The organism is Pseudoalteromonas sp. CO109Y, assembly GCF_004208935.1.
Classification (GTDB): domain Bacteria; phylum Pseudomonadota; class Gammaproteobacteria; order Enterobacterales; family Alteromonadaceae; genus Pseudoalteromonas; species Pseudoalteromonas shioyasakiensis.
In genome coordinates this window covers 321,102-335,309 of record NZ_SGPD01000027.1, presented here as the reverse complement: position 1 = coordinate 335,309, position 14,208 = coordinate 321,102, and the positions used below count along the sequence as shown (strand labels likewise).

Sequence of the window (14,208 nt, the reverse complement as noted above, 5' to 3'; positions counted from 1 at the left end):
AAATTGTATTTATAGGACACTAACAATGGCGAATTATTTTAATACTCTTCCTTTAAGAGAGCAGTTAGCGCAATTAGCGCAGTGTGAATTTATGGACCCAGCAGAGTTTGCTGATGGTGTAGACGCTTTAAAAGGGAAAAAACTCGTTATTGTCGGTTGTGGCGCACAAGGCCTTAACCAAGGTTTAAATTTACGTGATTCAGGTTTAGATGTTTCTTATACACTTCGTGAATCAGCGATTGCTGAGCGTCGTCAATCTTTCTTAAACGCATCTGAAAATGGTTTTACTGTAGGCACTTATGAAGAGCTTATCCCAACAGCAGATGTTGTATTAAACCTAACGCCTGATAAACAACATACGGCTGTTGTAACTGCCATCATGCCGCTAATGAAACAAGGTGCAACACTTGCTTATTCACACGGCTTCAACATTGTTGAAGAAGGCATGCAAATCCGTGAAGACTTAACAGTAATCATGGTTGCACCTAAGTGCCCTGGTTCAGAAGTACGTGAAGAGTACAAACGTGGCTTTGGTGTACCAACATTAATTGCGGTTCACCCAGAAAACGACCCTCAAGGCCATGGTTTAGCGCAAGCGAAAGCATATGCAGCAGGTACCGGTGGTCATCGTGCGGGTGTACTAAAATCATCATTCATTGCAGAAGTTAAATCAGACTTAATGGGTGAGCAAACTATACTATGTGGCATGTTGCAAACAGGTTCACTACTTTGCTTCGATAAAATGGTCGAAAAAGGCATTGATGCAAGCTACGCGTCAAAACTAATCCAATACGGTTGGGAAGTGATCACTGAAGCACTTAAGTATGGTGGCGTAACTAACATGCTTGACCGCTTATCAAACCCAGCAAAAGTGAAAGCATTTGAATTAAGTGAAGAGCTTAAAACAATTATGCGCCCGCTTTATAACAAGCATATGGACGATATCATCAGCGGCGAATTCTCTCGCGGTATGATGGCTGACTGGGCTGAAGATGACGCAAAATTACTAGCATGGCGCGCAGAAACAGCTGAAACTGCATTCGAAAAGCAACAAAATACCGACCAAGAGATCAGCGAGCAAGCATTCTTCGACCAAGGTATTTTAATGGTTGCAATGGTTAAAGCAGGTGTTGAGCTTGCTTTCGAAACCATGACTGCCGCAGGTATCATCGCTGAATCTGCTTACTATGAATCACTACACGAAACGCCGCTTATCGCAAACACCATTGCTCGTAAGAAGCTTTTCGAAATGAACCGAACTATTTCAGATACTGCAGAGTATGGCTGTTACTTATACAACCACGCGTGTTTACCACTTCTACAAGACTTTATGAAAGACATCGACACTGATGTGATTGGTAAAGGACTTGATAGTGCTAGCAACCAAGTTGATAACCAAACCTTGATTGCCGTGAATAAAGCACTACGCGAGCACCCGGTTGAAATCATTGGTAGCAAGCTACGTGGTTACATGTCAGCAATGAAGAAAATTGTTTAACCCTGGAAAGTAAGTTTCGCTTGTTAGAAACCAAGCCCAATTGCTTATATGCTTTGGGCTTTTTTTTTGTCCCTACATTGATTCGTCATCTGTAAAGTGTATGCTAAAATTACTGACTTAAATGTTGTAAACTAAGACACTTTCATGGCGTTAAATCAACTCACCATTACTAAAAAAATTACACTGCTTGGCAGTTCAATTGCCCTCATTGTTGCTGCGTTAATCGGCGCAACAGCGATATACAGTGCAAAACAAATCATCGAACAACGAATGATTGAATCTGAGCTACCTAGCAAACTTCAAGCAATTGATAACTATATTACTCACGATATAAATCAAATGATCAGTGCAGCTGAGCAACTCTCTAGTAACGAATTTGTATTAGAGTGGGCGCGTTCAGGCAATACTGATGATAAAACACTGCTAAAAGAACTTAACCGCCTTGTTAAGCAATACGATTTAGCAACAGCTTCGTGGGCTAATCGTGAAACTGCACAATATTGGAACCAAGACGGCTTCTTGCGCGTTTTAACGCAAGAGCAAGATGGTTGGTTTTTTGCGTTTACAAACACCGCACAGCCTTTTTCTATCAGTATCTATCAAGAGTCGCCGACTGATGTGAAAATGTTTGTAAACCACCAGCAAACCAACGGCATTGGTTTAGCAGGCCTTGCTAAAAGCATTGACGATATGCAGGCTATGCTGCAGCGCTTCCAAATCGAAGAAACCGGTTTTGTATTTGTTGCCGATAAAAACGGCCTCATACAGTTACATAAAGACGAAAATAAGGTCGCTAAAGCTAATTTGGATGACGTTTATAAAACGGGTATCACGCGTACTCTGCTAACACAAAGCGACTTCAATTTACAAGAGATTGTTCTCAACGGAGAAGCAACCTTAGTGGCAGCAAGTCCAATTAAAAACACCGATTTATTTGTTATTGCCCAAGTGCCTAAGCACGAAGTGTTTTCGAGTATTCAAGTTTTACAATGGCAAATTATTAGCTTTGCAATAGTGATTGCGCTGATCGCAAGTTTTGCTGGTTTAGTGCTTGCACGCACGCTTTCTTCGCCGCTGTCGAAAATGGCTGAGTTATTCACCCGTTTAGGCTCTGGTGATGCTAATTTAGCATATAGACTTCCTGACTCTGAGCAGCCAGAACTTGCTAACTTATCTGCAGGCTTTAACCAATTTATCTCTAAGATTGAAACTGCAATTAGCCAAGTAGCTCAAGAGAGTAGTGAAATCAGACAAAGCGCTGATCATGTGTTTCAGCAAGCACAAAAGAACTCAGAAGCGCTTGATAATCAAAAAGAGCAAACTATCTCGGTTGCTGCGGCGATTAATGAAATGGGTGCGACAGTGCAAGAAATTGCCTCAAGCGCAGCGAACACGGCTAAGCTCACTGAGAATAGTAAGCAGAACACTGAACAAAGCCATACTCAGGTAACGCAAAGTAAAGAAGCGATAATAGAGCTGGCATGTGATATCGATAATATTACCGAGCAAGTAAACGAGCTGGCAAATAAAACGCAAGCTATCGCCAGTATTGTTGACTCTATCAGGGGTATTTCTGAACAGACCAACTTGTTAGCACTCAACGCAGCGATTGAATCTGCTCGTGCCGGTGAGCACGGCCGAGGCTTTGCTGTTGTAGCAGATGAAGTAAGAGCACTTGCAAATCGCACTTCACAATCAACAACTGAAATTCAAACTATGATCAGTGAGCTTACCAGCACCTCTGATTTAGTGGTTAATCATATTAATCACTCAAAATCACAAGCTCAATTAAGCGTTGATGCAATGCAGAGCTCTGTTGAATTACTTAATGCCATTAACGATGCTGCCAATGAAATAAACGATATGGCAACCTTAATAGCAACTGCGACCGAAGAGCAAAGTAATGTAGTGGCAGATGTCGGTCGCAATATTGAACAAATAAGTGACATTAGTGACAACGTCATGCGTGAACAAATTGACAGTGAACAAGCAATCAAAGACTTAGCGAACAGTGCGCAAACCCTTGATGACCTTGTTGCGACGTTTGATAAACGCTGACACGTTTTGTAACAGTTAACCCTGACCCTTTTTTATTCACGGCCTATACTTAAATGGTATTAGGCCGTGAATTAAGAGGGTCAGATGAAATTATCTAGCATTGTTTTAGCCTCAAGCTTTTGCTTATTAACAGCGTGTAGTAGTACAGAAAATAATACCGCTCCCCCACCATTTGCTTTGACGCAAAGTAATACGTTTACTCAAACCCCAGTTGAAACTCAACAAGAGATTTTTGCATTAAGTGAACATGTTAAAGAGCAACTTGATAGTGCTTTTCCAAAAGACAGCCGTTCATTGCAAAGCACTAAACGTTTGCTGAAGTTCCTGTTGCAAAATGGCGATGCGTCTTTATCTTATCAATCTGGTGCTACCTTAACCGCTAATCAAGCCTACTCAAATTTAAACGCCAACTGTTTATCGTTATCGATTTTAGCCTATAGCCTTGCTGACTACCTTGGCCTTTCAGGACAATTTCAAAAAGTGCATATCCCAGAATATTGGGCACTTGATAATGGCTTTAATTTACTCACAGGCCATATCAACTTAAAAGTAAGTGAAGCTCAAAAACTGGTGGTAAATAGAAAAGTCATTTACCCAGAAGAGCGCTCTTTAGTGATAGACTTTGACCCTAACAGCCGCCAAGAAGCGTTTAAAACTAGCAACATCAATAAAGCCCGCATCACAGCAATGTTTTATAACAATAAAGGTGCAGCTGCGATGCTAAAACATGATTATGATACTGCTTTTAGCTATTACAAAGCAGCAGTTGATATTGATAGCAACTACTCAGGTGCATGGGGTAATCTTGGCGTGTTATTCAGATTAACAAATGACTATCAAAGTGCAGAAACAGCCTACCAATACGCGATTCGTTTAGATCCAGACAACAACACCGCATTAGGCAATTTAGCAAGACTCTATAACCTGACCGATCGTAAAGAGCAAGGTCAAGCTATATTAGCCAAGCTTGATAATAAACGCCAAGCAAACCCTTATTACCATATTTCTTTAGGAAACGACGCCTATACAACCGCCCGTTATCAAGATGCCATAAAGCACTACAAAAAAGCCCGTGACTTAAATCCAACCCTGCATGATACTGATTTTGGTTTAGCGAGAACCTACTATCAATTGGGTGACTTAAAGCTGGCTAAAAAGTATTTAACTATGGCTAACAATAAAGCAGACTTTGATCATGATAAACAGCGTTACGAGAGTAAATTACAAGCGCTTCGCTCGCATACTGCAAAGCTTATTGATTACCGCTAGTGCTTTACTGATAAGCATTGGGCAAGCATTTGCCAATACAGACTTAGAACACGACATCATAACGCTAACATCGGCTCAATTTGCTGGACGAAAAACGAATACCAAGGGCGCGAAATTAGCCGCCGACTTCATAGTAGAGCGCTTTGTAGCACTTGGCTATTCGGTTAATGAACAAGGTTTTACTTATCAATCAGGATTCTTTGGCAAGGCTACAGGACGGAACATTATTGCGTCCCAAAATAGCCGCTGTGAAAACTGTAAAAAAGTTATTTTTACTGCCCACTATGATCACCTAGGGCAAAAAGGCAGTCGGCTTTATCCTGGTGCTAATGACAATGCCAGCGGCGTTGCCGCTTTACTTTATTTAGCTAAACACTTTGCACAAAGCCCCCAGCCCTATCAATTAGTTTTTGTTGCAACCGATGCAGAAGAAAATGGCCTACATGGTAGCGAGTACTTGGTATCAACACTTAATAAAGACGAAATCAAAGTTAATATTAATTTAGATATGCTCGTTGTAAACCCACGAAAACCGCGTATCTATGCGTTTTTAGATAAGCAATCACTAGCGCAATATCAAACTGACATTAAAACCCTATCTGATGAGCAGCTAACCTTTATGGCAACTAGCTCGTCAGCGAGGCTGAATCGATTATTTGATCTCAAAGTTGATTGGCGCAGAGCAAGTGACCATTATTCATTCGCTAAAGCCGGGATCCCTTACATTTATTTTGGCATCGGACACGATAAACATCATCATCAAAGCACTGACACAGCGGCGCACATCGACTTTACATTGTTCGAATATGCCATGGCGAAGATAGCCCTATTTATTGAAAAGCTTCCAAGTTAGCTATTTGGGTAGTTCAGAGGTTAAAACAAACTGCCTTTTTTGTGCTTTGCTGAGCTTTTTTACGCTTATTTCAAGTTTAGTTGCTTCACTACGATTACCTATCTGCTGTTGATAGATAAGTGTTAAAGGCCCTTTGCCTTTGAGGTTTTTAGCCCCTTTTCCCGCTTGATGCTGCATAAAACGCTTTTCAACGTTAGTGCTGATCCCAGTGTACCAATGACCTAAACGTGTTTGCACTATATACAAATGCCACTGAGCCTCTGAATTTTCGTTGTTTTTTATAGGCTGCTGTAAACTTTCTGGGTTTGCTGTGGTCAAATCTGTGCCTCGTGATTGTTAATCGCATTTCAGTAAAAACAATTACTGAAAAGGGTTTTACCTTCTGTGACTAATCGGTATCATGCAGTGTATAAAAAATAAGGATTCAAACAAATAATGCAGTCGTTTAAAACTTTTTCTTTTTGGTTAGTACTTACCCTTACTTTAAGTGCTACGGCAGGGTGTTCAAGCTGGGTTTACCGAATCAACATTCCTCAAGGTAACTTCTTAGAGCAGTCAGATGTAGATAAGCTACGTGTAAATATGACTCGCGAGCAAGTACTGTATGTACTAGGCAAGCCAGTAGCTGAAGACTCATTTGATAAAAATACCTGGCACTACCTGTACGTATTCAACATTGGTCGCAATAACGAGCAACGTAAGTCACTCACTATTAACTTCGAAAACGATAAGCTTGTTTCGTTGTCGGGAGACTATGAACAACCTAGCGAATTTAATACACCTTTAGAACAAGAGTAATATTAATTCGAATTAAGTAAGGGTAGCCTAAGCTACCCTTTTTTATGCTTTATTTAAAGGACGACCGCCCGTCACTTTGTTGGCTCGGCCCTCTTCTTTGGCTTTTTCAGCCCGGCGTCTGCGTGCATCCTTTGGATCAGCAATAAGCGGTCGATAGATTTCTATGCGATCGCCATCTTTTACTTCTTGATGCAGTTTACAAGTACGATTCCAAATCCCAAGCGTTAGGTTATTTGCGTCTATTTCTGGGCACTTATCAATAATACCCGACTTAATCACCGCTTGCTCAGCTGTAGTACCTACTGGTACTTCTACCAGCAAACTGGTTGCCGTTGTTGGTAAAGCAAAAACCACTTCAACTGTGATCATGGGCGAACTCCATATACAGTTTTAGCACGTTGTGTAAATGCATTAACCATGTTCTTAGCGACTTCGTTAAATACTTTTCCGAAAGCCATCTCAATAAGTTTACTAGCAAATTCAAATTCAAGGTGAAGCTGAACTTTACATGCTTTATCGTCTAGCGGTAAAAAGTGCCATTTACCTTGCAGCTTTTTAAATGGGCCGTCGACCAAGCGTAGTGCAACAGTTTGCTCATCAATAAAGGTATTTTCGGTAGTGAACCACTTTTTTAAGCCGGCTTTTGAGATCTCTAAACTGGCCGTCATGCCACTGGCTTGTTGTGTAACGATTTTTGCATCTGAGCAATGTGGTAAAAACTCTGGATAAGCATCAACATCATTCACTAAATCAAACATTTCTTTGCTGCTGTACATTACCAGCGCACTTTTTTCTATTTGCGGCATATTCACTCCCAACTTTGTCGGCGAATTTTAGCAAGCTTTGGCTATTTCCCCAAATTTTAGTAACACGAAAATATCTGCAAAGCCTTAAAAAAGCGATGTAAAAACGCTGTTTTTACGTATAATATGAGCCACTATGGCTAAGAAAAAATCATCTAAATCGACAAGTAATACCATCGCGCTTAACAAAAAAGCGCGTCATGAGTATTTTTTACACGATAAGTTCGAAGCAGGGGTTGAACTACAGGGCTGGGAAGTAAAAAGTATCCGAGCTGGTAAAGTAAACATCTCTGAGACTTATATTCACATTAAAAACGGCGAAGCATTTTTACTTGGCAGTCAAATTCAGCCTCTCAACAGTGCTTCTACTCACGTAATTTGCGATCCTTTAAGGTATCGTAAGTTACTTTTAAATAAGCGTGAAATCGATCGTCTTATCGGTGCTACAGAACGCGAAGGTTTTTCATTAATCGCGACTGCAATGTACTGGAAAAAATGCTGGGTGAAGTTGGAGTTCCACCTTGCTAAAGGTAAAAAGATGCACGACAAACGTGAAGACGGAAAAAATAAAGATTGGGCGCGTGAAAAAGAACGCCTGATGAAACATAAAGCTTAATTTATGAAATGAGCCTAACCTTTTTGGTAGGCTCGTACCCCTTACCAGTCCTGACTTTCCCTACTTAAGAACCTTAACCCCTTAATAAACCCATACTTTTTTGCTATTTCATTCGTCACCATTTACATGATATCAATCTTTGTCGTGATTAATTCACAACACTTTCACAATTATACAAGGATTGAAATATATGAAGAACACCCATCGCTTTATACAACGACCTCTCTATGCATTTACAGTTGCAGCATTAGCAGGCACAAGTTTTATGTCAGCTGCTGCAGAGTCAGACGGAGCTGAAAAGGTCGAGCGTATTGAAGTTACAGGTTCTCGCATTAAGCGCTCTGACATTGAAGGGCCATCACCGGTTCAATCAATCAGTCGTGCAGACATCGATAACATGGGCTACGACAACCTACAACAACTATTAGAACGTATGCCAGTTGCAGGTAATGGTACTTTCTCTACTCGCGGTAATAACCAAGACTCTACAGCTAATGGTGCTGCAGCAGTCAGCCTTCGTGGTTTAGGCTCAGACGCAACATTGGTACTTATTAATGGCCGTCGTGTATCTATTAGCGCTTTTGCTGAAAGCATTACTAATTCGTTTGTTGATATCAACTCAATCCCTGTCTCTGCGATTGAGCGTATCGATATTTTAAAGGATGGCGCATCAGCTATTTATGGTTCTGATGCAGTTGCAGGTGTAGTTAATATTATCTTAAAAAAAGATATTAACGGCCTAGAGGTAAACCTTGGATATGGTGGCACTGACGGTCCTAACTACGAAGAAAAAACAGCAAGCCTAGTTTGGGGTACCAGTACAGAAAAAAGCAGCGCATCAATTATTATTGATTACTTTAACAACACAGCGCTCTCTTCTGATGAAATGGGCCGCCTAGGCACAGCAAACCAAGAACCATACGGTGGTATGGATTTTCGCTCATCGCGAGGTTTCCCGGGCTACTTCTATGTAGATGGTGAAAAAACCATTGATCCAGCCTGCCCGGCAGAAAATGCAACTGCAAGTGGCAGCTGCTTATTTGACTACGGCCCGTATGGCTACGTAACCCCAGCATCTGAGCGTGTCGGTGCTATCTCACAATTTGAATATAACTTCGACAATGGCATTTCAGCTTTCTTAGAGGTTGCAGTACAACATAATACGTCGCAAGCTGCAGGTGCACCAACGCCTCTTGATGAAGACGCAGGCCTTACAGTGCCAGCAAGCCATCCTAACAACCCGTTTGGCCAAGATATCGAAATTGGTCGCTACAGAACCGTAGATGCCGGCCCTCGCCAATGGGATATTGAATCAGATACACTGCGTTTTGTTGCAGGCCTAAAAGGTGAGATCAGCGACTGGAGCTGGGAAGCAGCAGTTCAAAAAGGTCGCAGTAAATCAATGCAAACCGGTGACAGAAGCCAAGGTTGGGTGCGCACTGATTTCTTACAACAAGAAATCGATGCAGGTAACTATAATCCATTTGGCGGCACCTATAATGACCAAGCAGTGATTGACCGTATCACGACAAGCTTAGTGCGCCGTGGTGAGTCTCATATGACCTCATTTGATGCAAATATCAGTGGTGAAGCATTTAGCTTTGGCGATGATGTAGTAATGATGGCTGCTGGTATTGAATACCGTGAAGAAGATGTAAGCGATATTCCAGACGACCAATTTCAACGTGGGTTAATCTTTGGTACTGAGTCTGTCTCAGCCGCTGCAGAACGCGATCAATACGCAGCGTATATTGAGTTTTCAATTCCGTTAGCAGATAACCTAGAACTGCAGTTAGCGGGTCGATACGATGACTACAGCGATTTTGGCTCAACAACAAACCCTAAAGTAGCTGTTCGCTGGGCACCTACAGATTCAATCACTGTTCGTGGTTCGTGGGCTCAAGGTTTCCGCGCCCCTTCATTGGCACAAATTGGTTTAGGTCCATCTGAAGAGAGTCAGTTCTTTGTAGATACATACCGTTGTCAGGCAACGGGACTTGACTGTAATGCGCTTGATTACAACATTCAATTTGCGGGTAACCCGAACCTTGAAGCTGAAGAATCAGAGTCATGGAATGTGGGTTTCATTTGGGCACCAACCGCTGAATTTGGTTTTGGAATCGATGTATGGAGCATTACCCAAGATAATAAGATTGACGAGCAAGAGTTCGGCCCTATCTATGATAACAACTGTAATGACCAAAACAGCACTGTGTGTGTGCGTTTAGCGCCACAAAATGGTCAGAGTTTAGGTGTAATCCAAAAAGTTTACAGCACCTTTGAAAACGTCTCATCACAAGAAGTATCAGGTGTCGATGTATCGGCTAACTACACGCATGCGATGAACGATTATGGCTTCTTAAAATTCAATTTAGAATGGGCTTACCAAAACGAATTTAAGAAAGATGGTCGCGATTACACTGGCGAGTATCGTTACCCTGAAAACCGTTGGATTTTCTCAACAAACTGGGAAATGGGTGACTTCAATACTAATGTAAACGTTAGTTACACTGGCGAGTTTGAAGATACGCCAGATATCGACTTTGACGGTAATCTAGACTTTGATAGCAACACATCACGTATGGTTGATTCACAAACGCTAGTAGATTTACAAACTGCGTATAACTTCTCAGAGAAAATCAAACTTTCTGTGGGTGTGAATAACGTGTTTGATGAAGATCCTCCGTTTGCAATCGGTGATGGTGATGGCGACTTATATGGCTATGTATCAAGCGTACATAACCCACGTGGTCGTTATTTCTATACTAAGCTAACAATGCGCTTTAACTAATATCGTTGAGCTTAAAAACAAAAACCCGCCAATTGGCGGGTTTTTTAATTCTTTAACTAAGGCCTAGATTATAGGTCGCCTTCGTTTTCAGAAAGGAATTTAGCAACACCTGCAGGGCTTGCGTCCATACCTTTTTTACCTTCAGTCCAACCAGCTGGACATACTTCACCGTGCTCGCTGTGGAACGCTAGCGCGTCAACCATGCGGATCATTTCGTCGATGTTACGGCCTAGTGGAAGGTCGTTAACTACTTGGTGACGTACGTTACCTTCTTCGTCGATTAGGAAAGAACCACGGAAAGCAACACCTGCTTCTGGATGCTCAACGTCGTATGCTTGACAGATTTCGTGTTTAACGTCTGCAACTAGTGCATATTTAACTTGACCAATACCACCGTCAGCAACGGCAGTGTTACGCCATGCATTGTGTGAGAATTGTGAATCGATAGAAACACCGATTACTTCAACGCCACGCTTTTGGAATTCTTCAAAACGCTTGTCGAAAGCGATTAGCTCTGAAGGACAAACGAAAGTGAAGTCTAACGGGTAAAAGAAGATAACTGCTTTTTTACCTTTGATAGTTTCTTTTAGGTTGAAGTTTTCAACGATTTCACCGTTACCAAGAACAGCTGCTGCAGTAAAGTCTGGTGCCTGACGGCCAACTAATACACCCATTTTTATCTCCAAATATTTGAGTTTATTTCCAATTGCCTATGCAATACTCACTTAGATATGGTTACTAAAAATCAAAAACCAAGAGTAAGTATTGATAATTTGCATGATAGTTTAATGAGGTTACAGACAAATGAACAATCGAAAAAAGCGATATGCTTAATCGGAAAAATTGATTCTCAATAAACGGGGTTTGAGATAACTCTATAATAGTGTGCAAATTGACCGACAGAACACAAAAAACCCAGCTTTTAGCTGGGTTCTTAAATGAATATCAATACAGAGGCTTAGTCCATGATATCTTCTGGCATATCACCACGGATTTGCTGCCAGATTTCACCGGTTTGATGACCGTATTTACGCATCATAGAAATCGCACCGTCATGCTCACGACGCTCAGCAAGCTCTGTTAGGTCTTTATAAAACTGACGCGCTAATTCACGTGTACGTGAATCAGAGAAGTAATGGCAGCCAATTTTTGAGTAGAAACCTTTAAAACCATTTAAGATAAGCACGTAAATGCGATTATTACCTGCTACTGCTAATTCATGGTGAACTTTATAATCGTAATCAGCAAATGCTTGGGCACTGTCTTCAAGCTCTTCACTTTGCGATAAAATTTCAATTACACGCTCTGGGGCAAGCTTAATAGCTGCACGAGTATAAATTGCGCTGATATTAGTGCGGGCAGAAAGTAATTGATCTGTAAGCTCTGGCATTTTGTCTTCATCAAGACGTGCTAGCGTCTCTAGAATGTTAAGACCCGAGGTTTCCCAGAAGTTATTTACACGGGTAGGTTTACCGTGTTGAATCGTTAGCCAGCCATCACGGGCTAGACGCTGAAGTACTTCACGTAAAGTTGTACGTGTTACACCAATCAGCTCTGACAATTCACGTTCAGCAGGAAGAATTGAGCCAGGCGGAAAGTCACCATTCCAAATAGATTCAACAATGTATTCTTCAGCAAAACCTGCTGGGCTTTTCGCTTTAAAAATTCTCATCCAATTTCCACTTGAGTTAGCAACTACTTATACCGCATTTGGTGTTCAACTCACTGATTGTACCAGATGATCAGCAACTAACAAGTAAACTAACTCCGCAGTGCATAAAAATCTACAAGATCTAGTTAGATAAATGACCTTTTGGATTAAAAGTACGCCAAATAACAATACTTTCGATATACTGAATTTCTAATTATTAACAATAACAACCAGCACTATTAAAAGGTACGGCCATGCAGCAGCGCGTTTTACCAGCAATATTTAAAAATTTTTTGGGGACTTCGCCACAGTGGTATAAATACACCATTATTGCGTTTTTACTAATCAACCCGGTGTTATTTCAACTTAACCCTTATCTGGCAGGATGGGTATTAGTGCTAGAGTTTATTTTTACACTCGCCATGGCACTTAAATGTTATCCGCTACAACCGGGAGGCTTATTAGCAATTGAGGCATTATTTATCGGCATGACAACCGCCGGCCAAGTTGAACATGAAATAGTGCAAAATATCGATGTGATCCTGTTACTTATCTTTATGGTTGCCGGCATCTATTTTATGAAAGACTTGCTTTTGTATATCTTCACAAAGCTGGTTGTTTCGGTGCGAAGTAAAACCGTATTGTCGCTGTCGTTCACGATTGCTGCGGCTTTTTTATCTGCTTTCTTAGATGCGTTAACGGTGATGGCCGTTGTTATTGCTGTCGCGATGGGCTTTTACAGTATTTACCACAAGGTGGCATCAGGAAAAGACTCTAGCAGCGAGCATGATATTAATGACGATAACCAAGTTCGCCCAGTAAACCGTCAAGAGCTTGAAGAGTTTCGTGCTTTTCTTCGTAACTTGTTAATGCATGCATCAATTGGTACTGCCTTAGGCGGTGTTTGTACCATGGTAGGCGAGCCACAGAACTTGATCATTGCTGAGCGTGCAGGCTGGTTATTTGGCGAATTTTTCTTCCGAATGTTGCCTATTACTTTACCCGTTATGATTGCAGGTATTGCCACTACTTTCTTACTCGAAAAAACCAAAGCCTTTGGTTACGGCGCAAAACTCCCTGCCCCCATCCACACGATTTTATCGGATCATGCTAAAAAGCTTGAGAAAAAACGCACCACACGCGACAAAGTGAACTTAGCGATTCAAGCTTTCATTGCTGTTTGGTTGATCATAGGTTTAGCCCTTCACTTAGCCACTGTTGGTTTAATTGGTTTGTCTGTCATTATTTTTGCCACAGCCAGTGCTGGTATTATCGAAGAGCATCAATTAGGTAAAGCATTTGAAGAAGCCTTACCATTTACAGCATTACTTTGCGTATTCTTCTCTATTGTTGCAGTTATTATCGACCAGCATTTATTTACACCTGTGATCGCATGGGTACTTACCTTTGAAGGTCAGCTACAACTGGTGATGTTCTTCATTGCCAACGGTATTCTGTCGATGGTCAGCGATAACGTGTTCGTGGGTACTGTGTATATCAATGAAGTGGCTGCTGCGTTACAGGCAGGTCAAATTACCCGTGATCAATTTGACCTATTAGCAGTGGCAATTAACACAGGTACTAATTTACCAAGTGTTGCAACGCCTAATGGACAAGCTGCCTTCTTGTTCTTGCTTACATCAACATTAGCCCCTGTGTTAAGACTATCTTATGGACGCATGGTATACATGGCGCTACCTTATACCATAGTGTTGACGATTGTTGGCTTGAGCATGACTTTATTCAGCCTTTCAGATATGACTGACTTACTTTATCAATGGGGCTTAATCAATCACCACAGCGGTGCGTTACCTGGCTCATTAGGTGGTCATTAATACCAATCCGCAATAATACTTAATCATTTTGAGGGA

The 14,208-nt window shown here is 41.4% G+C and carries 13 protein-coding genes; 8 read left to right on the top strand and 5 right to left on the bottom strand.

The window, feature by feature from the left end:
- Positions 1-25 precede the first annotated feature (25 nt).
- From ilvC to EXT43_RS11320, 4 genes are all read left to right on the top strand, one after another.
- Positions 26-1,498 (top strand): ketol-acid reductoisomerase, encoded by a 1,473-nt coding sequence (ilvC, locus tag EXT43_RS11335; protein ID WP_062564305.1) that lies wholly within the window; start codon positions 26-28, stop codon positions 1,496-1,498.
- 144 nt (positions 1,499-1,642) lie between these two features.
- Positions 1,643-3,556 carry a methyl-accepting chemotaxis protein gene (locus EXT43_RS11330; protein WP_130167008.1) on the top strand — a complete coding sequence of 638 codons (1,914 nt, stop codon included), beginning with the start codon at positions 1,643-1,645 and terminating at the stop codon, positions 3,554-3,556.
- Positions 3,557-3,640: 84 nt separating this feature from the next.
- Complete coding sequence (locus EXT43_RS11325) at positions 3,641-4,825, top strand: tetratricopeptide repeat protein (RefSeq protein ID WP_130167007.1); 1,185 nt, start codon at positions 3,641-3,643, stop codon at positions 4,823-4,825.
- Positions 4,812-5,678 carry a M20/M25/M40 family metallo-hydrolase gene (locus EXT43_RS11320; protein WP_165385099.1) on the top strand — a complete coding sequence of 289 codons (867 nt, stop codon included), beginning with the start codon at positions 4,812-4,814 and terminating at the stop codon, positions 5,676-5,678. The genes EXT43_RS11325 and EXT43_RS11320 overlap by 14 nt, the downstream gene beginning before the upstream one ends.
- On the opposite strand, the gene EXT43_RS11315 is transcribed toward EXT43_RS11320, so the two are convergent.
- A complete protein-coding gene (locus tag EXT43_RS11315) occupies positions 5,679-5,996 on the bottom strand; it encodes a GIY-YIG nuclease family protein (protein ID WP_130167005.1) in 318 nt (105 codons plus the stop codon). It lies immediately after the preceding gene.
- A 117-nt stretch (positions 5,997-6,113) separates the two neighbouring features.
- Here EXT43_RS11315 and bamE point away from each other — a divergent pair, with 117 nt between their 5' ends.
- Entirely contained in the window at positions 6,114-6,476 is a 363-nt protein-coding gene (gene bamE, locus EXT43_RS11310) for an outer membrane protein assembly factor BamE (protein ID WP_130167004.1), read from the top strand.
- A 42-nt stretch (positions 6,477-6,518) separates the two neighbouring features.
- On the opposite strand, the gene EXT43_RS11305 is transcribed toward bamE, so the two are convergent.
- Together EXT43_RS11305 and EXT43_RS11300 are read right to left on the bottom strand one after the other, a co-directional pair.
- Complete coding sequence (locus EXT43_RS11305) at positions 6,519-6,845, bottom strand: RnfH family protein (protein WP_055197025.1); 327 nt, start codon at positions 6,843-6,845, stop codon at positions 6,519-6,521.
- Positions 6,842-7,282, bottom strand: coding sequence for a type II toxin-antitoxin system RatA family toxin (locus tag EXT43_RS11300; protein WP_054561884.1), 441 nt, complete (start codon positions 7,280-7,282; stop codon positions 6,842-6,844). Before EXT43_RS11300 ends, EXT43_RS11305 begins: the two co-directional genes overlap by 4 nt.
- Before the next feature lie 133 nt (positions 7,283-7,415).
- On the opposite strand from EXT43_RS11300, the gene smpB reads away from it, so the two are divergent.
- Together smpB and EXT43_RS11290 are read left to right on the top strand one after the other, a co-directional pair.
- Positions 7,416-7,895 carry an SsrA-binding protein SmpB gene (gene smpB, locus EXT43_RS11295; RefSeq protein ID WP_054551727.1) on the top strand — a complete coding sequence of 160 codons (480 nt, stop codon included), beginning with the start codon at positions 7,416-7,418 and terminating at the stop codon, positions 7,893-7,895.
- 265 nt (positions 7,896-8,160) lie between these two features.
- Positions 8,161-10,686 (top strand): TonB-dependent receptor, encoded by a 2,526-nt coding sequence (locus EXT43_RS11290; protein ID WP_235575475.1) that lies wholly within the window; start codon positions 8,161-8,163, stop codon positions 10,684-10,686.
- Between the two features lie 68 nt (positions 10,687-10,754).
- Here the strand turns inward: EXT43_RS11290 and EXT43_RS11285 are convergent, their stop codons facing one another.
- Positions 10,755-11,360 (bottom strand): peroxiredoxin C, encoded by a 606-nt coding sequence (locus tag EXT43_RS11285; protein ID WP_054561886.1) that lies wholly within the window; start codon positions 11,358-11,360, stop codon positions 10,755-10,757.
- A 284-nt stretch (positions 11,361-11,644) separates the two neighbouring features.
- A complete protein-coding gene (gene fadR / locus EXT43_RS11280) occupies positions 11,645-12,358 on the bottom strand; it encodes a fatty acid metabolism transcriptional regulator FadR (protein ID WP_054561887.1) in 714 nt (237 codons plus the stop codon).
- Between the two features lie 233 nt (positions 12,359-12,591).
- On the opposite strand from fadR, the gene nhaB reads away from it, so the two are divergent.
- Complete coding sequence (gene nhaB, locus EXT43_RS11275) at positions 12,592-14,172, top strand: sodium/proton antiporter NhaB (protein ID WP_054561888.1); 1,581 nt, start codon at positions 12,592-12,594, stop codon at positions 14,170-14,172.
- Positions 14,173-14,208: the final 36 nt, after the last annotated feature.